The organism is Halomarina oriensis (assembly GCF_009791395.1).
GTDB lineage: Archaea > Halobacteriota > Halobacteria > Halobacteriales > Haloarculaceae > Halomarina > Halomarina oriensis.
The window spans coordinates 1-25,393 of the sequence record NZ_WSZK01000027.1; the positions used below are offsets into that span (position 1 = coordinate 1).

The 25,393-nt window shown below is 67.0% G+C and carries 29 protein-coding genes, 1 tRNA gene, 1 other RNA gene and 1 pseudogene; 14 read left to right on the top strand and 18 right to left on the bottom strand.

The features are described from left to right. Positions 1-71: 71 nt before the first annotated feature. A pseudogene (locus GQS65_RS15255) lies at positions 72-1,074 on the bottom strand (PLP-dependent cysteine synthase family protein). Positions 1,075-1,337: 263 nt separating this feature from the next. Then, positions 1,338-2,126: a BtpA/SgcQ family protein gene (locus GQS65_RS15260; RefSeq protein WP_158205497.1), complete on the bottom strand. Its 789-nt coding sequence runs from the start codon at positions 2,124-2,126 to the stop codon at positions 1,338-1,340. Positions 2,127-2,430: 304 nt separating this feature from the next. Between GQS65_RS15260 and GQS65_RS15265 the strand changes: the two genes are divergently transcribed. The 3 genes from GQS65_RS15265 (at position 2,431) to GQS65_RS15275 (ending at position 4,050) form a co-directional block, all read left to right on the top strand. Beyond that, the gene (locus GQS65_RS15265; protein ID WP_158205498.1) at positions 2,431-2,946 is read left to right on the top strand and encodes a gamma carbonic anhydrase family protein; all 516 of its coding nucleotides are present in this window, start codon (positions 2,431-2,433) and stop codon (positions 2,944-2,946) included. Positions 2,947-2,971: 25 nt separating this feature from the next. Next, entirely contained in the window at positions 2,972-3,517 is a 546-nt protein-coding gene (locus GQS65_RS15270) for a hypothetical protein (RefSeq protein WP_158205499.1), read from the top strand. A 101-nt stretch (positions 3,518-3,618) separates the two neighbouring features. Beyond that, positions 3,619-4,050: a DUF5518 domain-containing protein gene (locus GQS65_RS15275; RefSeq protein WP_158205500.1), complete on the top strand. Its 432-nt coding sequence runs from the start codon at positions 3,619-3,621 to the stop codon at positions 4,048-4,050. A gap of 144 nt (positions 4,051-4,194) precedes the next feature. Here the strand turns inward: GQS65_RS15275 and GQS65_RS15280 are convergent. Continuing rightward, positions 4,195-4,269 (bottom strand) — tRNA-Arg (locus tag GQS65_RS15280). A gap of 226 nt (positions 4,270-4,495) precedes the next feature. Here GQS65_RS15280 and GQS65_RS15285 point away from each other — a divergent pair. Beyond that, on the top strand, positions 4,496-4,909 hold the full coding sequence (locus GQS65_RS15285) for a CoA-binding protein (RefSeq protein WP_158205501.1): 414 nt from the start codon (positions 4,496-4,498) through the stop codon (positions 4,907-4,909). A gap of 30 nt (positions 4,910-4,939) precedes the next feature. Here GQS65_RS15285 and GQS65_RS15290 read toward each other — a convergent pair whose 3' ends face one another. Continuing rightward, complete coding sequence (locus tag GQS65_RS15290) at positions 4,940-5,314, bottom strand: DUF5798 family protein (protein ID WP_158205502.1); 375 nt, start codon at positions 5,312-5,314, stop codon at positions 4,940-4,942. Positions 5,315-5,447: 133 nt separating this feature from the next. On the opposite strand from GQS65_RS15290, the gene GQS65_RS15295 reads away from it, so the two are divergent. Further along, positions 5,448-5,894: a DUF7548 family protein gene (locus tag GQS65_RS15295; RefSeq protein WP_158205503.1), complete on the top strand. Its 447-nt coding sequence runs from the start codon at positions 5,448-5,450 to the stop codon at positions 5,892-5,894. A gap of 99 nt (positions 5,895-5,993) precedes the next feature. Then, positions 5,994-6,307, top strand: an RNA gene (gene ffs / locus GQS65_RS15300) — signal recognition particle sRNA. A gap of 69 nt (positions 6,308-6,376) precedes the next feature. Here ffs and GQS65_RS15305 read toward each other — a convergent pair. From GQS65_RS15305 to GQS65_RS15320, 4 genes are all read right to left on the bottom strand, one after another. Continuing rightward, entirely contained in the window at positions 6,377-6,985 is a 609-nt protein-coding gene (locus GQS65_RS15305; protein WP_158205504.1) for a hypothetical protein, read from the bottom strand. An 86-nt stretch (positions 6,986-7,071) separates the two neighbouring features. Further along, a complete protein-coding gene (locus GQS65_RS15310) occupies positions 7,072-8,031 on the bottom strand; it encodes a mechanosensitive ion channel family protein (protein ID WP_158205505.1) in 960 nt (319 codons plus the stop codon). Continuing rightward, positions 8,028-8,273 (bottom strand): YhbY family RNA-binding protein, encoded by a 246-nt coding sequence (locus GQS65_RS15315; RefSeq protein WP_158205506.1) that lies wholly within the window; start codon positions 8,271-8,273, stop codon positions 8,028-8,030. Before GQS65_RS15315 ends, GQS65_RS15310 begins: the two co-directional genes overlap by 4 nt. A 104-nt stretch (positions 8,274-8,377) precedes the next feature. Further along, a complete protein-coding gene (locus GQS65_RS15320) occupies positions 8,378-8,665 on the bottom strand; it encodes a ribonuclease P protein component 4 (protein ID WP_158205507.1) in 288 nt (95 codons plus the stop codon). 375 nt (positions 8,666-9,040) lie between these two features. Here GQS65_RS15320 and GQS65_RS15325 point away from each other — a divergent pair, with 375 nt between their 5' ends. Then, positions 9,041-10,099 (top strand): glycosyltransferase family 4 protein, encoded by a 1,059-nt coding sequence (locus GQS65_RS15325; protein ID WP_158205508.1) that lies wholly within the window; start codon positions 9,041-9,043, stop codon positions 10,097-10,099. Positions 10,100-10,183: 84 nt separating this feature from the next. Here GQS65_RS15325 and GQS65_RS15330 read toward each other — a convergent pair whose 3' ends face one another. Together GQS65_RS15330 and GQS65_RS22160 are read right to left on the bottom strand one after the other, a co-directional pair. Beyond that, complete coding sequence (locus GQS65_RS15330) at positions 10,184-10,837, bottom strand: hypothetical protein (RefSeq protein ID WP_158205509.1); 654 nt, start codon at positions 10,835-10,837, stop codon at positions 10,184-10,186. 48 nt (positions 10,838-10,885) lie between these two features. After that, on the bottom strand, positions 10,886-11,035 hold the full coding sequence (locus GQS65_RS22160) for a twin-arginine translocation signal domain-containing protein (RefSeq protein ID WP_158205510.1): 150 nt from the start codon (positions 11,033-11,035) through the stop codon (positions 10,886-10,888). A 707-nt stretch (positions 11,036-11,742) separates the two neighbouring features. Here GQS65_RS22160 and GQS65_RS15340 point away from each other — a divergent pair. The 4 genes from GQS65_RS15340 (at position 11,743) to GQS65_RS15355 (ending at position 15,972) form a co-directional block, all read left to right on the top strand. Further along, a complete protein-coding gene (locus GQS65_RS15340; protein WP_158205511.1) occupies positions 11,743-12,888 on the top strand; it encodes a glycosyltransferase in 1,146 nt (381 codons plus the stop codon). Positions 12,889-12,994: 106 nt separating this feature from the next. Then, on the top strand, positions 12,995-14,251 hold the full coding sequence (locus tag GQS65_RS15345; protein WP_158205512.1) for an LEA type 2 family protein: 1,257 nt from the start codon (positions 12,995-12,997) through the stop codon (positions 14,249-14,251). 209 nt (positions 14,252-14,460) lie between these two features. Beyond that, positions 14,461-14,823 (top strand): DUF7528 family protein, encoded by a 363-nt coding sequence (locus GQS65_RS22310; RefSeq protein ID WP_449271796.1) that lies wholly within the window; start codon positions 14,461-14,463, stop codon positions 14,821-14,823. A gap of 75 nt (positions 14,824-14,898) precedes the next feature. Beyond that, the gene (locus GQS65_RS15355; protein ID WP_158205513.1) at positions 14,899-15,972 is read left to right on the top strand and encodes a DUF2891 domain-containing protein; all 1,074 of its coding nucleotides are present in this window, start codon (positions 14,899-14,901) and stop codon (positions 15,970-15,972) included. A gap of 15 nt (positions 15,973-15,987) precedes the next feature. Here GQS65_RS15355 and GQS65_RS15360 read toward each other — a convergent pair whose 3' ends face one another. The 6 genes from GQS65_RS15360 to GQS65_RS15385 form a co-directional block, all read right to left on the bottom strand. Then, positions 15,988-17,022: a phosphate uptake regulator PhoU gene (locus GQS65_RS15360; RefSeq protein ID WP_158205514.1), complete on the bottom strand. Its 1,035-nt coding sequence runs from the start codon at positions 17,020-17,022 to the stop codon at positions 15,988-15,990. Positions 17,023-17,148: 126 nt separating this feature from the next. Continuing rightward, positions 17,149-18,252: an ATP-NAD kinase family protein gene (locus tag GQS65_RS15365; protein WP_368280269.1), complete on the bottom strand. Its 1,104-nt coding sequence runs from the start codon at positions 18,250-18,252 to the stop codon at positions 17,149-17,151. A 387-nt stretch (positions 18,253-18,639) separates the two neighbouring features. Beyond that, a complete protein-coding gene (locus tag GQS65_RS15370; protein WP_158205515.1) occupies positions 18,640-19,332 on the bottom strand; it encodes a competence/damage-inducible protein A in 693 nt (230 codons plus the stop codon). Between the two features lie 275 nt (positions 19,333-19,607). Continuing rightward, on the bottom strand, positions 19,608-20,348 hold the full coding sequence (locus tag GQS65_RS15375; RefSeq protein ID WP_158205516.1) for a DUF5803 family protein: 741 nt from the start codon (positions 20,346-20,348) through the stop codon (positions 19,608-19,610). Then, complete coding sequence (locus GQS65_RS15380; RefSeq protein WP_158205517.1) at positions 20,345-21,016, bottom strand: DUF2110 family protein; 672 nt, start codon at positions 21,014-21,016, stop codon at positions 20,345-20,347. The genes GQS65_RS15375 and GQS65_RS15380 overlap by 4 nt, the downstream gene beginning before the upstream one ends. After that, positions 21,017-21,553 carry a transcription factor gene (locus GQS65_RS15385; protein ID WP_158205518.1) on the bottom strand — a complete coding sequence of 179 codons (537 nt, stop codon included), beginning with the start codon at positions 21,551-21,553 and terminating at the stop codon, positions 21,017-21,019. Between the two features lie 132 nt (positions 21,554-21,685). Here GQS65_RS15385 and GQS65_RS15390 point away from each other — a divergent pair, with 132 nt between their 5' ends. After that, complete coding sequence (locus tag GQS65_RS15390) at positions 21,686-22,036, top strand: hypothetical protein (protein WP_158205519.1); 351 nt, start codon at positions 21,686-21,688, stop codon at positions 22,034-22,036. A 205-nt stretch (positions 22,037-22,241) separates the two neighbouring features. Here the strand turns inward: GQS65_RS15390 and GQS65_RS15395 are convergent, their stop codons facing one another. Next, on the bottom strand, positions 22,242-22,784 hold the full coding sequence (locus GQS65_RS15395) for a tRNA (cytidine(56)-2'-O)-methyltransferase (protein WP_158205520.1): 543 nt from the start codon (positions 22,782-22,784) through the stop codon (positions 22,242-22,244). 95 nt (positions 22,785-22,879) lie between these two features. On the opposite strand from GQS65_RS15395, the gene GQS65_RS15400 reads away from it, so the two are divergent. Next, on the top strand, positions 22,880-23,812 hold the full coding sequence (locus GQS65_RS15400) for an NAD-dependent epimerase/dehydratase family protein (RefSeq protein ID WP_158205521.1): 933 nt from the start codon (positions 22,880-22,882) through the stop codon (positions 23,810-23,812). Here GQS65_RS15400 and GQS65_RS15405 read toward each other — a convergent pair. Further along, positions 23,792-24,130 (bottom strand): BsuPI-related putative proteinase inhibitor, encoded by a 339-nt coding sequence (locus tag GQS65_RS15405; RefSeq protein WP_158205522.1) that lies wholly within the window; start codon positions 24,128-24,130, stop codon positions 23,792-23,794. The genes GQS65_RS15400 and GQS65_RS15405 overlap by 21 nt on opposite strands. 174 nt (positions 24,131-24,304) lie before the next feature. Here GQS65_RS15405 and GQS65_RS15410 point away from each other — a divergent pair, with 174 nt between their 5' ends. Further along, on the top strand, positions 24,305-25,282 hold the full coding sequence (locus GQS65_RS15410; RefSeq protein WP_158205523.1) for a diacylglycerol/lipid kinase family protein: 978 nt from the start codon (positions 24,305-24,307) through the stop codon (positions 25,280-25,282). Positions 25,283-25,393: the final 111 nt, after the last annotated feature.

A 25,393-nucleotide genomic window follows, 5' to 3' on the forward strand; every position in this document is an offset into this window, starting at 1 on the left:
TCGTGAACTCGAAGCCGACACGCCGGCCGAGGAGTGAGTCACGGCGACGGCGACCGGTTCCCGCTCCGGCCTCAGCCCTGCCACTCCTCGAACGACCCGTAGAGTCCCTTCGAGAGGTATCGCTCGGAGGATCGGGGAAGACGGTCACGACCGAGTCGTGCGCGGAGCGGCGACGTCGCCGTCCCGAATCTCCTCGGCGACGGCACGGGCGGCGACGCTCGCCGCGCCGGCCGACGACGCGACCAACTGTCCCTCCTCGCGGGCGAGACGCTTGAGTTCCGCCTGTGCGCGGCGGTCGGGGACGGTGACGAGTTCGTCTACCAGGTCGGGGTCGAACAGTTCGTTCGTGGCGATGTCCCCCGTCCCGATACCTTCGGTCTTGTACTCGCCGTGCGCGGCGTCGTCCGAGTCCGAGCTAGCGGACTCGCTCTCGAAGAACCGGTGGTAGACGCTCCCCTCCGGTTGGACGGCGACGACGTGGGTGTCGGGGTGGTTCTCGCGGAAGTACCGTGCCATCCCCATCAGCGTCCCCGCGGTGCCACACCCGGCGACGACGGCACCGACCTCGCCGTCCAACGCGTCGTCGATCTCCGGGGCGGTCGTCGCGTAGTGCGCCTCGGCGTTCAACGGGTTCGAGAACTGCTGGGGGACGACGCCGTCACGCTCCGCGGCGAGTTCGTCGGCGCGCCGAATCGCCCCCTGCATCCCCTCCTCGGTCGGCGTGTTGACGACCTCGGCACCGAGCGCCCGCATCAACTGCTGTTTCTCCTGGCTGAACCGCTCGGGGACGACGAACACCGCGTTCACGTCGAGTTGGCCCGCCGCCAGCGCGAACCCGATACCGGTGTTGCCGGCGGTCGGTTCGACGACGGTGCCACCCGGTTCGAGCGTGCCGTCGTCGAGCATCGATTCGAGCATGTAGACCCCGATGCGGTCCTTGATGCTCGCGCCGGGGTTGAACGACTCCAGTTTCGCGTAGACGGGTACCTCGTCGGGGGCGGCGTGGACGGCGACCAGCGGTGTCTCGCCGACGGTCTCCAGCACCGACGATAGTGGCTCGCGGTGGGTGGTCATCTAGGCAAATATTGCACCGATGGGCCTAATAAGCGGGGCGGTTCGACGGGACGAGCGGACGGTCACACGAGACTCCCGAGGGGCGGACCGAGATGGTCACGCGGTCGTCCGAGGGCGACGGTGTATTCCCCCATCCGGGTGCAGGCCCGCGAACTACGGACGGGAGTCGTCCGTGCCCACTCCACGTGCCAGTTCGTAGCTGACGGGGGCGGGGCGTAGCTTCGGGTCGACGACGGACAGCACGTCCGCTCCCGGCGTTCCGCTCAGTTCTCGACCGCGTTCATCAGGGCGCGGACGCGGTCCTCGTCGACCGGCCCGGCGGGGTCGTCGCCCGACTTGAGCGCCGTCCCGACGATGGCACCGTCGGCCACCGTGAGGATGCCCGGTGCGGTCTCCCTCGTCACGCCGCTCCCGACGAACGTCGGGACGCCGTCCGCGGTGGCCTCGGCGACGGTCGACAGTTGGTCGGCGTGAATCGCTCGGCCGGTCCCGGCACCGGACACCACGACCGCATCCGCGAGGCCACGGTCGACCACGTCGTGCGTCGCCGCGACGACGTCCTCCTCGCCCAGCGGCGTGCTGTGTTTGACCGCCACGTCGGCGAGCACCGCCACGTCGCAGTCGAGACGCTCGCGGAGGCGCATCGTCTCGTGGGCGCGGGCCTCGACGACACCCTGGTCGGTGACGCGTGCGCCGGCGTGGACGTTCACCCGGATGGCCGACGCACCCGTGGCGGCGGCGACCGACAGTGCGGCCTCCGCGTCGTTGCGGAGGACGTTGACGCCGACCGGGAGGTCGGTCACGTCGCGCACCGCCCCGACGAGCGCGGTCATCTCGGCGACGACGTGTTTGGGAACGTCGTCGGGATAGAACGGCGCGTCCCCGAAGTTCTCGACCAGCACCGCGTCGACGCCACCCGCCGACAGCGCCCGAGCGTCGGCCAGCGCTCGCTCTCGGACGGCCGCCCGGTCGCCGTCGTACCCGGGGGCACCGGGGAGCGCCGAGAGGTGGACCATGCCGACGACCGTCGCGTCGAGAAACGGGTTGTTCATGGCTCGCTCGGCGCGCCGTCGTCAAAAAAGGGCGTCGGTCGGCGCTTCGAGGAAGCGTTCGGTCGTCGGGGGCACCCGACGGTTCCGTCACTCCCCGTCACAGCACTCGCAGGGACAGGGGTCGTCGCTACAGCAGTCACAGGCCGATTCGGTCGTGGTCACGTCGTCGGACACCATCACCCGAGTGGAGGCCCGCACCGACCGTGAACGTGGGTGACCCTCCGAGCGAACCGACAGTCCGGGTGGAGCGTCGCCGGACTCGGAGGGACCATACGGTTAACCCGGTCGCACCCGCTCGGAGGGTATGCCCGTTCGCACGTTCGACGGCCACGAACCGCAGCTTCACGAGAGCGCCCGCATCGACCCCGCCGCCACCGTCATCGGTGACGTGACCATCGAGGCGGACGCGAGCGTCTGGCCCGGCGCGGTCCTCCGGGGTGACGACGGCCACATCCACGTCCGCGGGGGCGCGAACGTCCAGGACGGCGCGGTCTGTCACGAGGGGGCGGACCTCGGCCCCTACGCCACGGTTGGTCACAACGCCATCGTCCACGGTGCGACGGTCGAGGAGCGCGCGATGGTCGGCATGGGTGCTATCGTCCTCGACGGGGCGACCGTCGGCGAACGTGCGCTCGTCGCCGCCGGCAGCGTCGTCACGGAGGACACCGACGTCCCGCCGGAGACGCTCGTCGCCGGGACACCGGCCAGCGTCGTCAAACAGGTCCCCGACTCGCCGTGGGCCGCCGCCGGCGACTACTACGTCGAACTAGCTCGACGCCACGACGAGACGAGTGACCCCGTCGAGCAGGGAGAGGACTAACCCGTACGCGACCGTACCGACGACCGTGACAGACGACTCGACGCCCGTCGACGGCGACGCCGTCCGGACGTTCTCCTCGTTTCCCGACGGCGGTCTCACCGACGCCCAGTTCCGGGCGCTCGACCGCGACGACCGCCTCGCCCTCGACTCGGTGGCGGGCTTCCCCCAGCAGAACCGCCTGACGCACGTCTCGGTCACGGTCGACCGGGAGGACGGCGAGCGACTCTACGTCGTCGGCTGGAACCCGGACGCCGAGGAGTGGGAACAGCTACTCACCGCCCCGCTCGACGACGAGGGACGGTTCCGAGTCGACGAGGACGAGACCGGCGCGTACGTCGACATCGACGCCATCACGGCCTACGACGAGTCGACGGGCGACCCGGTGGTCCGCTTCGTCCAAGGACCCGACGAACCGCCACGCGACGCCGTGGGCCGCTTTCTCCGTGCGTTCGTCGCCCACCGCTACGACCCCGCGACGGACGGCGACCCGGTGTTCTTCTACGCGAGCGGGCGCGAGGACGACACGCGTCTGGAGACCGTCCGTGGCGAGACCCCCGACTGGGCCGAGTGAGTCGACCGACCGGGGCGTCGGCCGACGACCGACCACGAGCGCGAACCTGTCGGCAGGGGGTTATATCAGTAGTCACGTACTACGACGCGGCAGACACGCTCATGCTTCGACGACTCCGCACCGCCGTCACGGTGAATCCGTGGCGCTACGCCCTCCCTGCCGGTCTCCTCACCGGTCTCTACGTCCTCCTCGCCACGGAGCAGTTCGGAACGTACGACCACACCGTCGTCCTCCTCGCCGGGTTCGTCGGTGGCCTGCTCGTCGGACACGACTCCGGACAGGCCCGGCGCGTCGGCTTCCTGACCGGCGTCGTCAGTTCGTTCCCGACCCTGCTCTGGGCGCTCGACACCGTTCCGGCGTTCTTCCAGTGGCCACAGCCACAGTGGTTCGCCGGCGTCCAGACGCTGGTCCTCGTCGCCGTGGTCGTCCTCGCCGCACTGATCGTCGGTCTCGCGGGCGCAGTCGGCGGGGCCGTCGGTAGCTGGCTCTCGCGGAAGACCGGACCGAACGAACCGCGTCGAATCGGCGGCTGACCGGAACCGACGACCACTCGGTGAGCGGCGGGAGAACACGGGGACTGAGGGGTTCGAACCGCGGTCGCTCTGCTCGTTCCCTGCTTCGAACCCCTCGACGGTTCGTTCACCGACCGCTCGTCGTTCGACTCGCGGTCGGACGAACGGGCGCTGAGGGATTCGAACCCCCGACAAACTGGTCCGAAGCCAGTCACTCTGTCCAGGCTGAGCTAAGCGCCCTCAGGCGTATCGAGTGCCACGAGCGGTTTAACTCTATTCATCCGGCGTGGACGGCGCGAGGTGACCACGCCCACGACCGTCCGTGGGTCAGTGGCCCCGCCCGTCCTCGAAACCACTGGTCCGGCGGTCCGGACCCACCACGGCCCTGGCCGAACCCACCACGATAGGTCCGGCGGGCCGCACACGCCCACGACGCTTTTGCCCGCAACGGCGCTACTCGGTGGATATGGCAGTCCAATCGAACGACCAGCTCCGCGACATCCTCGAATCGACCGAGACCATCGCCGTCGTCGGCTGTTCGACCACCGCGGGGAAGGCCGCACACGACATCCCGCAGTACATGCTCGACCGGGGGTACGACGTCGTCCCGGTCAACCCCCACGCCGACGAGGTGTTCGACCGAACGGCGTACGACTCGCTGGACGAGGTGACCGAACGTGTCGACATGGTCGACGTGTTCCGGCCGAGCGAGGAGGTGTCGGGCATCGTCGACGCAGTCCTGGAACGCGACGACGTCGACACCGTCTGGTGTCAGCTCGGCATCACCGACGACGAGGCGGGCGAGCGCGTCGAGGAGTCGGGCCGACAGTTCGTCCAGGACCGGTGTCTGAAGGTCGAGCACGGACGGCTGCTCGACTGACCCGTCCCGAGGCCGGGTCGGCAGTCGTCGTCAGTTGCCGGTCCCGGAGGAGTCGTCGTCGTCCGCCGTCGACGCGGTCGAGTCCGTCGTCGTGTCGGAGGTCGACTCCTCGGCCGACCGTGTGGTCTCGTCGGCCGGTTCGGTCGCGTCCTCGCCGGCGGACGCGACCGCTTCGGTCTCTGCTTCCTCGATGGCCGTCTCCGTGAGGACGGCGTCGACGTCGACGTCCTGCTCGGCGGCGAGCGCTTCGAGCAGCGCGCGGTTCTCCGCGGTCCGGCGGTCGACCCGCTCGACCGTCTCACGCATCGCCTGAATCTGGTCACGAAGCTCGTTGAGCTTCGCGTAGACGTCCTCGGCCATGCTGGCGACCTTCTGAAGCTTCTCGGTGGTCCCTCCGAATCCCATGTTCGACAGAGTCGGCCCGAGCCACGAGTGTGTTGCGTTCTCGCTTCGAGGACACCGCGAGGAGCACCCGGTGTGGACGAGACGGGGCCGGAGAGCGGCGGGTTAAAGGCTCGTCCGGACGCGCGTTGTGCCAATGGAGCGGACCCGCCTCGCGCCCACCGTCGGAATTGTCGCCTGCCTCGTACTCCTCGGCGTCCTCGTCGTCCCGTACCTCCTCATCCAGACGCCGGGAATCGCGGCGGCCTACTACGCAACGACCCTCATCAACCCCCTGTTCGCGGGGCTGTTCGCTCTGGTCACGCTGCTGGCGCTCGCGGCGGGCCGCCAGCGCCGGACCGACCCCGCTATCGCGGCCGCCGTCGGACTCGTCTTCGGTGCGTTCGCCGCGCTCATCTGTCTGGTCTGGACCCTGAGCGGTCCACAGGAGATCCTGCTGAACGTCGACCTCTCGCCGGGGTCGGGCAGCGGGGAGTCACCGTTCGTCCAGAGCCTCCAGTACCACCCGTATCTCGTCGTCGGCCTCTCGTTCGTGCCGCCGCTGAGCGCGGGGTGGTACGCGAGCGAACTCGGCCTGTTCTGAACAGGATCGGGCGACGAACGACGGCACGGGGAGGGCGAGAACCCCACCCACGCAGGTCGTGTGACCGAAACGGCTTTACGTCGAAGTGGACTACCGAGGTGATGGACTAGGTCGGGCAGTTAGGCCCTGCCCCTTCCCGCGATATGGTCTTCAGCGGGAGCCGAACCACGGGTGCGTCCGGACCGACCGGTGCGGGCCCTGCAAGCCAACGTAGAAGCCTCGTCCTTCGGGGGCGGCGGTCCGGGTCGGCCCATCTGCAGGGATGGTTCGACACCGGTTAGTCGTGGACAGTTCGCCAGGCGCGGAAGCGAGCAGCGAATCCGCGGACATCCGTCGCTCGAAGGGCCGCGGGGTGGAGACGGTGCGCAGGATTCCCCGTATCGGAACGACCGGGCAACCCCGTTCGTCCGTCTTTCAACACTCCCGAGCCGACGGCTCGTCTGCCGCGATATCGAGACGAATCGGACCACACAGCGACGCGGCTACTCCACGCAGGCGACGAGCGTTCCCTCCGCGGGAGGGACTGGCGAGGCGTTCGTATCCTCGGCGCGGCGTGCGAACCGCTCGGTGACGAGATACCGGGACCGGACCCGTCCGCTCGTCCCTGCCACCTCCGTCGGTTCTGCCGTCGGCGTACCCGACTGCGGTGTCGCCGTGTACGTGAACCCGACCGTCCCACTCGTCTCGACGACGAACCCCGTCCCCGACTCGTGAGTGGTGACGCTGACCGTGGACACGTCGACGGTGATCCGGCCGACCTCCGGCCGGTCGTGGCGGACCTCGTTGTGCCACCACGCTCGCTCGAACGCCGTCGCGAACGTCTTCGCACTCCCCTCCTCGAGGTCCGTGGGGAGGTCGGGGTACGGAAGCGGGTCGACGCCCGTGTCGGGCGCTCGTACCGTCGGCCGATAGCGGTCCGAACAGTCCTCGAGAGCCGGGAGGGAAGTCGCTGTCGCCGTGCCAGTGGCCTGCTCCGTCGGCGTCGACTGCGAGGACTGGTTCGGTTGCGAGCCGTCCGTGTCGAGACAGCCGGTGAGAACCGTCGCTGTCGTGCCGGCGATGGCTGTCAGGAGGGACCTGCGAGCGGGCATGGTTCGACGGGCGCGGCCTCCCGACAAGTGTCTTCTGTCGGGAGCGTCGGACCGGCGAGCCGGTGCCGTCGGCCGGGGGCGGGAGTTCAGTCGTCCGACTCGGGAGCGACGGTCTGGCCGTCCGCGAGCCGGATGCCGCCGGAGAGGTCCATCTGTGGGAACGGGATGGAGATACCTTCGGCGTCGAAGCGCTGTTTGACGTTCGTCACGAAGTCGCCACGGATGCGCATGAAGTCGGCCCGCGAGGGGTTGGCGATCCAGATGCGCGACTGGAGACCGACGTAGGAGTCGGCGAGTTCCGTCAGGCGCACCGACGGCGCGGGCTCGTCCATGATGTCGGGGTGGTCCTCCGCTTCGGTCATGATTATCTCCGTGGCCTGCTGGATGTCGTCGCTGTAGTCGATGCCGAAGGTGAACTTCAGCCGGAGTTCGTCCTTCGCCACGGGGTTCTTGATGACGCCGTCGGTCAACTGACTGTTGGGAACCGTCAGCAGTTCGTTGTCGAAGGTTCGGACCCGCGTGACGCGCAGCGAGATGTCCTCGACGATGCCCGAGTTCCCGTCCCACTCGATCCAGTCGCCGATGCGGAACGGCTTGTCCGTGTAGATGAACACGCCCGCGACGAAGTTCGCCAGCACGTCCTGCATCGCCAGTCCGATGGCGAGCGTCGCGGCGGCCGCGATGGTCGCCAGCGAGGTCAGGAAGTTGCCGAACCCGGCCAGTCCGAACGCCACCGAGACGGCGACGAACAGCATCACGAACGTGACGAGGCGGAGCAGCGGGGCCTTCGCGTGCTCGTCGAGTCCACGGGAGTCCATCACCCGTCTGACCAGCGGCGTCAGCAACGCCCGGCCGATAGCCCACAGCAGGACGAACGCGACGAGGAAGACGATGGCCTGACCGAGCGGCCCCGCCAACTGGTCGGGGACGCCGACGTCGGCCAGCAGTTCCGCGACCGGTTGGGAGGTGTCGGGGACTTCGGGAGTGGTGACACCGGTGTCGCCACCCGTCTCCGTCCCCTGTTGCAGGGGCGAGAGCGGCGTCATCGATGGTAGACGGCGGTGTGTCCACGGACGTCCACCACGTCCGCGTTCACCCGCTCGGCGAGTTCCTCGGCCAGTTCTTCGGTCGTCGTCCCGCCACGCGAGGCGCGGAGGAACTTCGTCTTCACCACGGTTCGGTCCGCCAACTGGTCGTTCAACTCGGGAACGACCGCGTCGAGACCGCTCTTACCGACCCAGACGGTGACCTCCGCGTCGTGCGCGAGCGTCTTCAGATCGTCAGCCATTGTTGTCCCGGCTTACGAAGCGGTGCGGTTCAACGTTTCCACTTCGAGGCGTCGGTCCGTGCGAGACTCCCGTCGGCGTGAACGCGACGGAGGGGCCGTCGTTCTCAGCCGCCGTCGCGGTACGGGTAGCGCTGGTGCGCACCGCAGTCGCAGGTCACCACGACGTGGCCCTCCTGCGTGCGGACGCGAGCGTTCCGCCCCGGTCGGAGGTAGACGTCACAGCGGTCGCAGGTGAAACGCTTGAACGGACGAGGCAGCCCACAGCGGTTGCGCTCGGCGATGCGTCGGGCGAGGCGGACGTACTCGCGCGAGCGTTCGTACTCGTCCTCGGCCGCCGCTCTCCGGGCGAGGGCGTGTAACCGGTCGATGCGCTCCTCCGCGATGGTGGCCATGCTGTGTTACGAGAGAGTGGTTGCTGGCAGTCGCGTATAGCGGTTGTCGTTCGTGATGGGGGAGTCCCGCGGGGAGCGAGTGGCTGTGAAGCAGCGACCTCGAAAGCCCTCGGCTGCTCGACTCGGGAGGCACACCCTGTGCTCCTCAAGCTATCGCCCCGCGGTGCTTGGGGTGGCCGCCGTCACCGAACGTTCGGACGCGGTCGACGGAGTCGGGGCGGCGCGGTTGTGGCCCTGGCGGACCGAGAGGGCGCAGGTGTAGCGTTCGATGACTCTCGATGCCGTCGGACCCACAGGACACCGAGCGACGCAGGAGCCGAGTCCACACACTCGATTCCGGCAGTCCTAACACCCGAACGGGACACTCGAAGACGAATGCGGGTTCTGAACTACCTGGAACTGGAAGGGCCGCTCCGTCGCTCGGGGTGGGCCACCTCCGTCGCCGCCCAGCGCAAGGCGCTCGCCGACACCGACGTCGAACTCCTCACCTCGCCGTGGCGCGGTGGCTCGCTGTCGACGGCGGCCGTCCACACCCTCGTCGGTGACGGCCCGGTCGTCGACTTCGACGTGGCCCACACCAACGCCATCGGGCCGGGGTCGGTCGCCGTCGCCCAGCACGCGAGACACCACGGGATGCCGCTCGTCGCCCACGCCCACATCACCCGCGAGGACTTCGCCGAGTCGTTCCGTGGCTCGGAGCAGGTCGGCCCCTACCTCGAACGCTACTTGCGGTGGTTCTACTCGCAGGCCGACCTGGTGGTCTGTCCGAGCGAGTACACGAAAGGCGTCCTCGAATCCTACCCCGTCGACGCCCCCATCCGCCCCATCACGAACGGCGTGGATATGGAGTCGCTGGCGGGGTACGAGGCGTTCCGCGAGGAGTACCGCGAGCGCTACGACCTGGAGGGGATGGTCCCGTTCGCCGTCGGCAACGTCTTCGAGCGCAAGGGGCTGACGACGTTCTGCGAACTCGCACGGGAGACGGAGTACGACTTCGCGTGGTTCGGCACCGTCGATGACGGACCCCAGGCCAGCGAGACGGTCAGGAAGTGGACGAGCGACCCGCCCGAGAACGTCACGTTCACCGGGTGGATAGACGACAAGCGCGGTGCGTTCGCCGCCGGGGACGTGTTCTGTTTCCCGGCGAAAGTCGAGAACCAGGGTATCGTCGTCCTCGAAGCGATGGCCTGTGGGAAGGCCGTCGTCCTCTCCGATATCCCCGTCTTCCGGGAGTTCTACACCGACGGCGAGGACTGTCTCATCTGCTCGTCGCGCGAGGAGTTCCGCGAGGCGCTGGACCGACTGGCCGAGAACCCCGACCTGCGCGAGCGACTGGGCGAGAACGCGAAGGAGACCGCTCGCGAGCACTCGCTGGACCGCGTCGGTGAGGGACTGAAGCAGGCCTACGAGGACGTGCTGTCGGGGCGCGTCTAATCGACTGTACTGTGGGGAGAGAGGGGATGGGAACGATGCGACGTATAATAGAAACCACGTATTTTGATCGAGTGTCGAATAGCCTTACCCGACGGCGCACACCTTGTAACGGTATTCGTAGTCCTCAGGTACGCACATGCGTCCGGTCACCTCACAATTGTTATAAAACCCATCATCACAAGGAAGATTAAGCGGTCCTCCTTGCCGGAGCAGTGATCCAACACAAGCCAGACAGCCGAAGGTCGCAGTACCCAGTGTTGCCGCACAGGCAGCACAACCGACCAAAAACGCGGGGATTTGGAGAGCCCAACCGATGATGTCGACGAAACAATTCCAGTTTTGGTCGAGAAACGGGCAGTCGGAGATAGGAACGGAGCAACAGCCCCCAGGCCCACCTCCTGTTGCAGCATCTGTACCAACACCCGGTTCGCGTACCAGTGTGGAGGTTTCTTGAGTGACATCACCACTCACCACGCGAGTGGTAGTGACACTACCGTCAGAAGAGCTGGAAAGTTGCAATGACGGTCCACCACTCACTTCCTCAAATCGATATCCGACCGCATGGAAATCAACTTCATCAGAGGGGTTTCCGAGCCAGAGGAGGTACGCTTCTTGATTGACGAGAGAACGCTTGTTGTCGAAAGTGATTACAGCGTACTCTCGCTCATCAACGGTTCGATATCTGCTCTGTTCGAATAGAGGAATCCAACCCTGTTCTTCCATCACGTTCAGAATCATCTCAGCCTCAGGGTCCGACTTTATTTTGGAGACTATTTCGTCTTTTTTTTATCGCCTTGGTGTTTTTTTAACTTCAGGGAATTCGCGGACATCTACGTTTCGTTCAGCACTGGAGGTTCGTATCAGGCTTGTGCCTGTGGCCGTAGCAGCCCCTGCTGTACCAATCGATTTAAGGAGTTTTCTTCTATTGACATCCATCAGTCAAATATCCGTAGTGCATGGTTTAAATCTTTGCATCCGTCGATGACAAAATTGGCAAGCTAAATTATTCAAACTACTCCATTAATAGTTGAAAACCATACGATCACACCGATGCAAACTAGAGCCACGCCAATCATCCCATATTCCAGAGCTACAGGTATCGATTCGTAGCTAGAGTCGAAAAAATAGTATAGAGAGGCGAGCGTCAGTAGCAACACCAACGAAATATCTGAGTAAAGCACACCTGATTCGGCACCACCAGACCAACCAGCGTAAGCACGTAGTGCGGTCCCCACGGCACCAAGCATGAAGACAATCGGGAGATATTTCTTCATTAACTTAATTGTCGTAGCGAGGATTGATAAAACTACTCGCCCAGGTGAAGAGACACCGTTAATAAAACCAGGAAATCTTACCGACGGAAGTTCATCAAGTGGGAGATTCAATATTTGAGTTTCGTTGTAAAACGTGCCGTATCACATGTTTATCTGCATTGAAATCGCGAGTATCTGGACAAACCGTCATCATACGCAAACGTAGGATGACGAGAGATTTAGAATTTTGTTAGAAAATGTCCGACATCATCTGATTAGGCGAATCAACGCTCCGCGTTATGTGTCTGCTGTATTATCACCCTGAGCTCGATTCAGAGCCTGCAGTTCAGATAACAACGACTTAGGCGTTCGACCGTCCATCGGTTGAAAATGCGACCCGACGTGGCCGTCTTCACCGACACGTATCTCCCGACGGTGAACGGCGTCACCTACACCATCCAGGCGTGGCGCGACCGGTGGGTCGGGCGTGGCGGCCGGATGCCCGTGGTCTACCCCCGCAGTGCGCACGACCCCGCGGTCGACGAGTACCCCGTGTTCAGCCTCCCGTTCCCGTTCTACGACGGCTTCCGCGTCGGCACACCCTGGATTCCGAAGGCGGTCCGCGATGTGGACCTCGTCCACTCACACACCCCGTTCGGAATCGGACTGGCGGGACTCGCACTCGCCAAGCGACGGGACCTCCCGTTCGTCGCCTCGTTCCACACGCCGACCTCCGAGTACGCCAACTACCTCTCGAACTCCGCGCTCGCGTCGGTCATCTCCTCGGTGGCCGACGGCTACGAGACCCGCGTCCTCAGACGAGCGGACCGCGTCGTCACGCCGTCGCCGAGCGCGAAACGTCGTCTCCGTGAACGCGGCGTCGACGTCCCCATCACCGTCGTTCCGAACGGTATCGACGTCGAGCGGTTCTCTCCGGGTGACGGCGAGGCGTTTCGCGAGCGCCACGGTCTCGACCTCGACGGGACCGTCGTCGGCTACATCGGCCGCCACGGCTACGAGAAGCGCCTGCAAGACGTCGTGACGGCCTGCGAGCGACTCGACCGCGAGGTGACGGTCGTCTTCGCCGGCGACGGTCCGGCCAGAGCGTCGCTCGAAGCCCGTGCCGAGGAGTCACCGCTCGACGTGCGCTTCCTCGGGTTCCTGGAGCGAGCGGAGATGCCGGCGTTCTACACCGCGCTCGACGTGTTCGGACACCCCAGTCCCGTCGAGACGGAGGGACTGGTCGCTCTCGAAGCCAACGCCTGCGGGACGCCCGTCGTCGGCGTCGACGCGGGCGGCCTCGCCGACACGGTTCGGGACGGGGAGACGGGCGTCCACTACCAGCCGGGGGACCTCGACGGGTTCGCCGACGGTATCGAACGGGCGCTCGCCGACCGCGAACGACTCCACGAGGCGTGTCTCGTCCGTCGTGACGAGACGAGCGTCGAACACGCCGTCGACCGCCTGGAGTCGGTCTACACCGAGGTGCTCGACGGAACGACCGACCGTCCGTCCGTCGAGACGCACCACGACTGAGCCTTCACGGCTGAACCCTCCGGCGTGTGGCGGCGCGTGTGAACCACACCCAGGGCTAGCATCGTTGAGTGAACGTCTTTTTGCCGAGAGTCCTTCGGCGTACGATATGAAACTCAGGGGACTGCTGTTCGGCGGGAAGCTTCGAGTCGTCGCGGTCGTGTTCCTCCTCGTCGCCGCGAGCGTCGTCGGGGCGTACACGCTCGGCCTCGTCGGGCGGCCGGCGGTGACGGACGTCGAGAACCGCTTCGGTGACGTCGACCGGAACGAGACGACCATCCGGACGGACCTCGCGCTGTCGAACCCCAACCCGGTCGGGGTCCGGTTGGGCGGCGCGTCGGTCGACTACACCGTCTACATGAACGACGTCGAGATGGCCCAGGGCGGCCGCGACGGGGTGAACCTCCCACGAGGCGACTCCGAGTTGGGGTTCACCACGCAGATGGACAACGAACGCATCCCTGCGTGGTGGGTCAGCCACATCGAGAACGACGAGCGCACCGAGGTGACCATCGACGCGAGCGTCCACTCCTCGACGCTCGGCCGGTCGTTCGACCTCCCGCAGCGACGCACCATCGAGACGGACATCATCGGGCAGTTCCGGTCGACGGAGGACCGGCCGGTGAACGCGAACCAACCGCTCGTCTCGGACCCGGTGCTCGTCGTCCGGGAGACCGACGCCCAGTGGGGTGAGGTCACCGAAGCCCGGACGCCCATCGACGCGTCGATGACCGTCTACAACCCGAAGTCGGTGCCGTACGTCGTCACCGAGATCGGCTACAACGTGACGATGAACGACGTCCCCGTCGGCAACGGGACGACCGACGAGGGGTACGTCATCCCCGCCGGGGCCGAGAAGACCGTCGGCACGACGATGGCCATCGACAACAGTCGCCTCGACGAGTGGTGGGTGACCCACCTCCGGAACGACCAGGTGACCGAGATGCGCATCGACTTCCACGCGACCATCCGCCTGCCCAACGGCGAGACGGTTCGCGTCCCGCTGGACGCACTGACCTACACGAAGACCATCGAGACGGACATCTTCGGGACGAAGAACGCCAGCACGAACGGGTCGGCGAGCGCGGGTGAGACGACGCCGGCGACGACGGCCGGCCCGACGTCGACACGAACGCAGCCGCCGACGACGAGCGACGACGGCGGACTGCTCGGCGGTGACGGGACGACGACGAGCACGCGACCGACCGAGACGGCGGCCGGGACGACGACCGACGACGGTGGACTGCTCGGCGCTGCCGACACCGAGACGGCGACGACGCCGGCACCCACGGCGACCCGGACCGAGAACGGGACGGGAGGACTGACCGGCGGCGGGACGGAGACCGACGACGGCGGCCTCCCCTGACGAGGGTCGAGGCGAGTCGAGTGGGCGAACAGAGAGTCACGGAGCGGCGAGTGAGACGGGGACCGCCCGCGAGCAGCGCCGTGGGGCGTGCGGTCGGGGCTCACACTACGTTTATCCCGTCCGTCGCGTAGAGACGGGTATGTCGCGGAGTCACCCCACTCCTGGTCGCGTTCTCCACTGACCGTACCGACGGTGTCGTCGAAGTCACCATCGACGGCGACACCTACTCCCTCTCGCCCGTCGCCGCCCGCGAACTGGCCGACGGTATCGCCGACGCGCTGACCGAGCGCCACGCGTTCGTCCACACCCGCTACGAGCGCCGCGGCGACGGTTCGGTCGTCGTCGCTCGCCGCCGCGCCGACTCGGCGGGCAACGAAGTCGTGTTCGACTCGTCCGAAGACCTGCGGGCGACGTTCGAGGCGTTGCCCGACCGCTTCGTCGCAGACGACGTCACTCGTGTCTCCGGGTCGAGACGCCACCTGCTGGTTCGCTTCTTCGCCGAAGCGCCCGCGTTCGACTGCGTGTTGGTCTCGGAGAACCCGCTGTGTGCGAAGAAAGGCGAGAGCGGGTAGCCACTGGGCAGGCCGTGACACACCGACGCACACGACCGGGCGATTGAAACCGGCCCTGTGAGAACCAGCGGTCGGATGCATCCCCTCGACGCAGCGGATACGGCGGCAGTCTGCTCGGGCCGAAGCGGGTGGGCCGGCCCGGCGGTGGCCGAGGCGCTCGCTCACGCCCCGCTGGACGCCATCGACACCGAATACCCCCACGACGTCCACGCGGTCGAGTCGCCGGACTCGGTGCCGGTCCCGAGCGAACAGCACCCGGTGTTTTTCGGCTGTTACGACTGGCACTCGGCCGTCCACAGCCACTGGGCGCTGGTCCGACAGCTCCGACTGTTCGAGGACCACCCCGACGAGACGGCCATCGTGCGGAGCATCGACGACCGACTCACCGACGCGACCGTCGCCCGAGAGGTCGCGTACTTCGACGAGCACGAGTCCTTCGAGAAGCCCTACGGCTGGGCGTGGCTCCTCCACCTCGCGGCGGAACTCCGGCGGTGGGACGACGAGCGCGCCGACCGGTGGTCCGGGACGCTGGAACCGCTCGAAGCGCGCGTCGTCGACCTGGTCGAGGGCGAGTTCCTGCCGCAGAACCGGGCGTTCCGGGTCGGTACCCACGGGAACACGGCCTTCGCCCTGCACTGCGTCCTCGACTACGCACGGAGCGTCGGGAACGGGTCGCTCGAATCGGCGGTCGTGGACACGTCGCTCCGACTGTTCGAGGACGACACCGACTACCCCGTCGAGTACGAGCCGCTGGGATGGGACTTCCTCTCGCCGGCACTGACCGAGGCGGACCTGCTCCGGCGCATCCTCGACCGCGAGGCGTTCACGACGTGGGTCGAGCGGTTCTTCCCCGAGGTGACGGACGCGCCGTACAGCGACCTGCTGTCGCCGGTCGGTCTCGACGACGACAGCGGTGGTGTCGCGCTCCACCTGGTCGGTCTGAACCTCTCGAAGGCGTGGGCCATGGCGGGCCTCGCCGACACGCTGGGGGACCACCGCTACGCCGGTCCGTTCGAGCGAGCGGCGCAGGACCACGCCGCCGCCGGTATCGACCACGCGTTCACCGACGACTACGCCGGGTCGCACTGGCTGTCGTCGTTCGTGCTCTACCTGCTCACGAGAAACGAGGGCGGCATCGCACCGGCGTGACGAGGACGGACCGACTCAGTCGATGGTGACGTGTTCGCTCTCGTCGTTGAGCGCGAGGTTCGTCGCTATCTCGGCGTTCCTGACGGCGTACTGGGCGGTCTGGGCGAGACTGACGAGCACCTCACGCACTTCGAGGAGGTCCGCGTTCGACATCTCCGGGAGGTCGTCGAGCATCTCGCGCTCGCGGTCGTTGATCTCCGCGAACAGCCGTCGGACCTCGATGGCGAGGTCGTAGTCGCGCTCGACGGCCGCACGGACGCCCTTCTCCGTTATCTCGTTGACGCTGTCGGTGAACTCCCGAATCTTGCGCATCGTCGACTCGTCGACGTCGAGGGTGTGACCCTCCGCCGAGAGCGCGATGTCGGCGATGTCCTCGGCGTTGTCGGCGGTGAGTTCGAGGTTCTTGGCGATGGAGCGGTAGCCGATGAGCGCGAACCCGTCGTCGAGGCCCAGCGCGCTCGTGAGGTTGGGGTTCTGGTAGGCGGTGAAGATGAGGCGCAACAGCAACACGAATATCTTGTTGGCCTGGCGCTCGCGGTTGAGCGCCCGCTGGGCCAGGTCCGGGTTGCCGTGAGCGAGCGCCTTGATGGCCTCGTTGCGCATCGTCGACCCGGTCGATTCGAGTCGTTCGAGCAGGTTGTCGAGGGTGAAGTCCTCCGGGTCGACGCTACACCGGATGGCGATGCGTTCGGGCCGTTCCTCGATGACGCCGAGGCCCATCAACTGCGTCTCGGCGTTGTAGACGGCGTTGATGGTCGCACTGTCGAGCGTCTCACCCTCCGGCGCTTCGACGTGGATGACCCGCCGCCCGAGGACGTACTGGGCGACGATAGCACGCTCGACGGCGTCCGAGTCGAGGCTGTCGGCGTGGATGGTCGCCTCCGACTCCTCCTGCTGGACGGACTCGGGCATCACCGTCAACATCCCCTTCTCACCGATACGAATCGACACCTCGTCGCCCTTCTCGACGTCGTAGGCTTTCGCCCACTCCGCCGGGAGCGTCATCGCCAGCGTCGACGGACCCAGGCGCTGGACCTTCCGCGTTTCCATGGTCCTCCTACTGCATCGATACCCCTTAAGGATGTTCCAAGACGCTCGGGAATCAGAACCGAATACCAGGGACAACAGTTACCATACGGCCGGCGACCGGCCGTCGTCTCGCTCGCCGCTCACCGCTCAGACCGTCTTCAGTAGTCGATGCTCGAAGCGACCGACGCGGACCTTCTGCCAGCCACGAAGCTCGTCGTCCAGGTCCGGGTCGCCCGTGTCGACGCGCAGCTCGCCGACGGTGTCGAGTTTCGACGGCGAGGCGACGACGACCACCGAACACCGGCGAATCACGGCCGGCGACAGCTGCTGGTTGCCCCGGCCGAAGACGAACCCCTGCCCACCGATGGGGGAGACGACGACGACGTTCGCCTCGCCGAGTGCGTCCAGAACCGCCTGCTCGGAGCCGTCACGGACGAGCAGTTCGCCACCGGCCTCCTCGCCGTCGTCGCCCGGTGCGTTCGCCCGCCACACGTCCACGCCGAGCGGTGACCCCTCGAACCCGAGTTCTCGCTTGATGGTCCCCACCGTACTGCCGGGACCCAGCACGTAGGTGACACCCGGTTCGACGTCCGCGGCGACGCCCGCCGCCAGCGCCTCGACGCTCCCACCGCCCAACTGCTTCGAGGACTGGACCTCGCTGGCGACGGGAACCGAGACGATGGCCTTCAGTTCGGTCCGGACCTCGCCCTCGCGGTAGGCCGCCTCGTCGATGTCGTTGACCTCGCGCTCCTCGGTGCGGTCGAAGGTGGCGGCGATGCGACCCGCCGACCGGGGCGTCACGCCGAACACCGACGAGTAGATTTTCACTCCCGCCGGGATACCGAGTATCGGTGTGTCGGTGCCCGACGCCGCGACGACCTCGGCCACGTCGACGGCCGTCCCGTCGCCGCCAGCGAACAGCAGCAGGTCGACACCGGCGTTGAGCAGCGCACGAACCGCCCTCCGAGTGTCGGCGGCGCTCGTCGCCTCGTCGTCGGGGTGGCCGAGCACTTCGAGGTCCAGACCGGCGGCCTCGGCTTCGACCGCCCCCATCTCGCCACCCCACGTCAGGAGTTCGACCGGTTCGGTCGCCGCGTTGGCGAGTGCGTCGAGCGCGTCACGGGCACGGCCGGGTGCTCGTGGCTCAGCGCCGCGCGCGCGGGCCTCCTCGACCATCCCGTCGGTCCCCTTCAGCCCGACACGACCACCCATCCCGGCGACGGGGTTGACGACGAATCCGATGCGTCTCACGTCGGCGGCTTCTGTCGGCAGCCCCAAAGCGTCGCCGGTACGCGGCGGTTCGGCCTCCGACAGCCACCACGACGGGTATCAACGCTTATACGACCGCCAGCGGAAGTGAGGGCATGAACGTGCTCCTGCAGGAAGGGGTCCAGACGGGCATCATCGACGCGTCGGGCTGGCTCATCGGCGTCGGCGGACTGGTACTGCTCGCCGTCTGGCTCGTCTACCTCACGCGCTGACCGCAGTCCACACCGCCACTGGAACCGCACTACTCCTCACGGCACCCGGTGGTCGTCGTTCGCCCGTTCGATGCCTCCCGGCGGTCGACCCTACCCCTCGCGGATTCCGGTGGACACCGCTCGGATTTCGGGGATGCTCGCTGGCGCTCGAATCTCCCTACTCCTCGACGGTCTCCGACCGCTCGGCCAGCCAGGCGGCCGCCGCCCGAACCTCCTCGGGGTCCGCCCCCCGAAAGCGCACGCTGACGTTCTCGCCGGGGTAGCTCCCGAGTGTCACGTCGAACTCCTCACGGACCTGTGCGAAGCGCTCGACGAGCGCGCTCTCGGGTTCGGCGACGACGATGGACTCGACGTGGAGGACGGTCCCCTCGAACTCCGCTCGAATCGCGTCGAACATCGCTTTCATCTCCGCTGGCACACCGGGGAGGACGTACACCGACCCGACGACACAGCCCGGCGCGACGCCGACGTCGTTGTGCAGCGGCCGCCCACCCTTCGGCAGTTCGGCCGTGCCCTCGGCGAGGTCCTCGCGCGTGTAGCCCCCCTCGGCTTCGAGCCACGACAGCGCCTCCTCGTTGCGTTCGAGCGGGACGCCGAAGGCGGCGGCGATTCCCGCCATCGTCAGGTCGTCGTGCGTCGGGCCGAGTCCACCGGTGACGACGACGGCGTCGTACTCCGCGCGGTACTCGTTGACGACACGGGCGATGTCGGCCTCCCGGTCCGGGAGCGTGACGACGCGCTCGACGGTCACCCCCCGTGCGGTCAGCTGTTCGCCCAGCCAACTCGCGTTCGTGTCCACCGTCTCCCCGGCGAGCAGTTCGTCACCCACAGTTACGACCGCGACACGCATGGCTCTGCGTTGGCGTGGGGCGACCAAAACGGCGCGGGTAGCGGGTGCGCGGTTCTCGCTCGTTCGCTGGCGCTCACTCCCTCCGAACCGCGCACATACGAACGGCGACCGTCGGGAGCCGTGAGTAGGGAGATTCGAGCGAAGCGAACGAGAACGGCGTTTTCGAGAACGACAGAGTCGCCGGTTTCCAGCGAAACCGTCGGTCTCACACGGCTCCCCGTTCGGGTTCTCGAAGATTCTCCTTCACTCGCTGCGCTCGTTCAGTCCGAACCGTGCTACTCCTCGCGGTTCACGTCGAGTGCGACCTCCTCGCGGCGACGCTCCAGGGCACGAATCTGCCGGAGGTAGTAGACCGCACCGGCGATGCCTGCGATGGTGAGCACCCCCGCTATCGACCCGAAGATGAGGAGGTCACGGTCGAGGTAGTAGCGCACCGAGACGTCCCGCGAGACGCTGTCCCAGCGGATGTGCGTGCGCCCGTCCTCCTCGAACGTCGCCGACGGACTCGGATTGACGTTCGAGAGCAGCGGGACGGCCGCGTCCGTCGCCGGCGGGAGTGCCGCCTCGTAGGAGACCCCCTCGATGAACGCCGGGACGGTGAACGACTTGCCGGGTTTCGGAGCCGAGAACGCCAGCGACCCGTTCGGTTCGGGCACGGTGATGTTCAACTCCTCGCGGCCCTGGTCGACGGTGAAGTTCGAGCTGTTGGCGGGCGTGATGACGGTGCCGTTCTGGTAGCGATATCGGAGGCCGCTGATGTCGAGCGGCCGCTCCAGTCCGAACCCGGTCCGTCCGTAGACGTCCAGACTCGTCCGGTTCTCACCGAGGTCGTACACCGCCCGGTAGCTGTCGGTCCCCACGTCGATGTAGACTCCCGCCTCCTCCTCCCAGAGGTCGTCGTAGGTCGCGTTCTCGTTCAACTGCTGGTCGGGGACCTCGCCGGGGCCGAAGAGGCTGGTGCAGCCCGCGCTCACCGTCAGGAGGGCGAGCAGACAGAGCGCGAGCGCACGCCTCATGGGACCACACAGAGCAGTTCGGCGGGCAGGTACTGCCCGACGCTGGCCAGGAGGCCCGGCGGGTCGGTGTCCGCTTTGCACACCACGGACTGTTCGAGCAGGCCGAGGCGCTCGACGGTGACGATGTCCTGTGCGTGGCCGGCGCGGTTGACCGTCGCTCGGACCTCCGCCCGTGTGGCGCTGTTGACGTTCAGCCGACCGGTCTCGGCACGCGTCCAGTCGTAGAGTCGGTCACGCTCGCTGTCGGCGAGTCGTGGCGCGTCTTCGTCGTAGACGAACCGCAACGGGAGGTGCTGGACGAGACCGAACCGGTTGCGAATCTGCTCGGGAGTCCCCTGGCCGAGGCCGAGTTCGCTCGCGGGGACGCGAACGCGCTCGCCCGCATCGAGGATGAACCCATCGTCGTCCCACGATTCGAGCGTCCCGACGTACTCCTCGCCGTCCTCGAAGGCGGACGTGATAGCGCCCCACTCCTCGCGGAGCAGGTTGCGGGCGACCACCTCGTCGTCACCCTCGACGGTCACGGAGGGGAAGTCGTCGTCGCGCAACCCGAGCGTCCACTCGACGTCGAGGTCCGCGAGTTCGTTGCCGACCAGCGACCGGAGGCTGTCGAGTGCCCGGTCACGGGCGTCTCCTTCGACGTAGATTTTCGTCGCGAGGACGACCATCTACGCCTGCGCCTCGTCGGCCGGTTCGACGTTGAGTTCGTCGCGCAGTTGCGCGATTCGCTCGTCCATCGCTCGGACCAACTGGTCGTTGCTCATCGACTCCAGGTCCGCACCGCAGGAGGGACACTCGAAGGTGAACTCCATCGCCTCGCCGAACTCGAAGCGGATGGACTCCTCGGGACAGAGGTAGAACTCGTTGTCGGCCTCGTACTGCTGGCGCTCTTCGAGCGCGTCCAGCAGGCGGTACATCTCGGACTCGAGCACCTCGGGGATCTGGTCGTACTCGAACGTCCAGAGGTACGTCAGCCATCCCGAGTCCTCGTCGCGCACCCGGCGGTACGACGCGAGGTCGTTCTCGTAGAGGATGAACAGCGCACGGCGAACGTCGTTGAGTTCCAGCCCGAGGTCCTCGGCCAGTTCCTCGTCGGTCACCTCCCCATCGGGGGGCGCGGCGGCGACGGGCATCCCCGTCGGTCCAACCAGTTCGTGGAGATACTTCTGGATGACGGGGTCGTTCAGTAGCTCTTCGAAAGCCATTACGGAAACGTGCGCGAGACTCGTGCCTAAAGGTTGCGCTCTCCGAGGACCGGACACGCCGGTCCAGAACCCGCTCCGTGGGCGTTCTCCGTCGAGCACACGGTTTAGCATCGTGCACCGACAACACCACTCATGGACGAGCCAGCACCGCCGGAGGACCTGCCAGCGGACGCCGCCGACGCCCTCCACGCTCTCGACGGTCACGACCTGCGAGAGGCCATCGTCTACGCACAGGAGTTGCTCCGGGCCCGCCAGGAGCCGTTTCCGTCGGTCGAACCGGCGGGCGACGAGGAGGTCGTCCGCGTCGACGAACACGAGGGGTATCTCGAAGTCCACAAACGTCACCGCGGCGCGGACGGGCGACTCGGTGGCCGGTACGTCTACCACGTCGCCAGCGAGCGCCACCCGGACGGGAGCGTGCGCCTCCGCTGGTCGCTCATCGGGAGGGCCGAAGAGAGAGACGACCACGCCGGGGACCGGTGACGTGTCGTCCGACTCGACGACGCGCCGCCGTCGAGACCCGACGCCGATGCACCGACGACCCCCCGAGACCCCTCGAACGTGGCTCTCGAACTGTGAGCGCACACGGCGAGTGCGGCACGCCCGACGTTCGATATAGCACGATCCGGTTCATCGTGTGGGTGTCGAACGCTCGCCGCCACGGCGGGACGAGCGGTGAGAACGCGCATCACTCCTCCGGGTCGACGGGGACCACCTTCTTCCCCGTCGCCATCGGGACGACGCGGCGGTCCGCGTCCGTCCACTCGCGGTCGAGTTCGCGGCCGTCGAACAGACGGTCGAGGAAGACGGCGAGGCCGGCGACCTCGGAGTGTGGCTGGTTCGTCACACCGACGTTGTAGTCCGCGGCCTCGTAGACGTCGAACGACACCTTCTCCGCACCGACGACGACGAGCACCGGCCCGTCGGCGTGGGCCGCCCGAATCTCGTCCTCCACGTTCTGGACCGGGAGGCCGTACATCGTGAGGTGGACGACCACCCCCGGAAACTCACGGATGATACGCTTGGGGTCGTCGGCCAGTTCCACGGAGAAGGGACCGCCGAAGCGGTCGGTGATGTCCGAAATCGTCTCCAGGGACGTCCTCGCGTCGCTGGCGAGGACGACCCGGTCGGCCCCGAGCGCCCGAGCCGTGAGGCCGACGTGGGTCGTCATGCGGTTGTCCCGGCCCGGTCGGTGGCCCAACCGGAGGACCGCGACCTCCTGTCCGTTCATGGGGGGAGTTCGCCGCGTGGCGGGAAGGCGTTTCGACTCTTCGGCTCGCCGGACGCGAGCGGAAGGCACTTGCCGGATTGCCGACGAGCGCACGCATGGACCTCACGGACAAGCGAATCGTCGTCACCGGCGGCGCGGGCCTCATCGGGTCACAGCTGACCGCGGACCTCGTCGCCGACAACGACGTGGTCGTCGTCGACGACCTCTCGAACGGCCGACTGGAGACGGTTCCCGAGGCGGCGACGTTCGTCGACGGCGACCTGCAGGACGAACGTGACGTCGCGTCGGCCATCACCCACGACGTGGACGTCGTCTTCCACCTCGCGGCGGCCGACAAGTACGTCGACACCGACTCCCCGCGCCGGCAGTTCGAGGCGAACACACGGATGACCCACAACGTCCTCGAACGGATGGAGGAGGTCGGTGTGGACGCGTTCGCGTTCACCTCGTCGTGTACCGTCTACGGCGAGGCCGGTGAACCTACACCGGAGGACTACGGCCCGCTCGAACCCATCAGCAGCTACGGCGCGACCAAACTCGCCGAGGAGTCGGTCTGTTCGGTCTACGCGCACTCTCACGAGTTCAGCGTCTGGACGTTCCGCTTCGCCAACATCGTCGGTCCGCGCTTCGGGGCGGGTGTCGTCCCGGACTTCGTCGAGAAACTCGACGCCACCCCGGAGACGCTGGAGATTCTCGGCAACGGCGAGCAGCGCAAGTCGTACATGCACGTCACGGACTGCACCGCGGCGATGCGCCACGTCGTCGAACACACCGACGCGCCGCTCAACGTGTTCAACCTGGGCACCCGCGACACGACGGACGTGACGGCCATCGCGGACATCGTCGCGGACGAGATGGGGCTGGACCCCGAGTACGCCTACACCGGTGGTGACCGGGGCTGGACCGGAGACATCCCGGTCGTCTACCTCCCCATCGACAGACTGCTCGCGACCGGTTTCGAACCGCAGTACGGGTCGGACCAGGCCGTCCGTCGCGTCACCTCACAGCTACTCGACCGACTCGACTGAAATCGTCCGTTCCGCTCGGCAGTCCTCCTCGTCCGCACGGAGCTCCCCGCGGACGGTGTACTCGCCGGTCGTCGACGGCGTCCACTCGAACTCGAAGGCGAGCGAGTCACCGGGAGCGACCGTCTCGTGACCCATCGCCATCGTGAACATCCGCCCCTCCGACCAGCGCCAGACCTCGCTGTCGCCGTCGAGGACGACGCAGTCGGCGTGACCGCCGTCACGGAACGTCAGTTCGACCGACTCCTCGCCGGTGTTCTCGACGGTGTACCGCACGTCGACGCTGCCGCCCGTCTCGACCGAGAGTTCGCCACTGAGCATGCCGGCCCGTTCGGGAGCGGCGGGCATAGGCGTGCGGTGTGTAAACGGCATGTTGCGATAGGAAATCGGTGTCGGCCGTGTGCAGCGAGGCGGGTCGTCGGGTGGTGCCGAGCGAGGGGACGGGGCCGCGGTCGACCGAGTACGTATTTATTGCCGCCCGTTCGAGGTGGGACGATGAGCGAGCGGACGATTCCGGTCGCCGACGAACCGGTCGCCGGTGCGATGCCTCAGACGGACGGACAGCGATGGCTCGTCCTCAACCCGACCAGCGGGAGCGCCGACCACACCGAACGGGTGCGGACGCTGGGCGAGGAGCGAGACTACCACATCGAGGAGACGACCGGTCCGGGGCACGCGATCGACCTCGCCGAACGGGCCGCCGAGGCGGGTGTGAACCTGCTCGCCGTCGCGGGCGGGGACGGGACGCTCCACGAAGTCGTGGGCGGACTGGTGCGAGCGGACGCGCTCGACCGGACCACCGTCGCCGTCGTCCCGACCGGGACCGAGAACATCTTCGCACAGAACGTCGGCATCGAGACCCCAGAACAGGCGTTCGACGTGGTCGAGACCGGTGCACGCCGTCGGGTCGACCTCGGCGTCGCCGGCGGCGAACCGTTCACGATGTCGTGTATCGCGGGACTGGTCGCCAACGCGAGCGTCTCCACGTCCGACGAGTTGAAAGAGCGCTTCGGGTCGCTGGCCTTCCTCGTCAACGGGTTGCAGGAGGCGGCGTCGTTCGACGGCCTCCACATCGACCTCACCGCCACCTCGAACGGCGAGGAGGTGACGTGGTCGGGCGACGCGCTCTGCGCACTGGTCGGCAACTCCCGGCGGTTCGTCGAGGAGGGAGGACAGGCGAACCTCGAAGACGGCCTCCTCGAAGTCGTCGTCATCGAGCGGATGCCCGCCGGTGACATCGTCGCCGAGGCGTTCGCCCAGCGGGTCTTCGGGCGGACGGGCGACAACGTGTTCCACACCCAGGCGAGTCAACTGACCATCAGCGCGTTCGACGACCACGACGACCCCATCGACTTCAGCCTCGACGGCGAACCCCGGAGCCACGACGACCTGACCATCCACTGCCGCCCCCGGTCGCTCCGCGTCTGTGTCGGGCCGGAGTACGACGTCTCGCCGGCCGACGACGGCGACTGACGGGAGCGAGGACCACACCCACGGTCGGGGGCGGGTCACGACACGCACCCGCCGAACACTGTCGGTGCGAATACTGTTGCCGACCGGACAGTACACCAATACGCACAGACA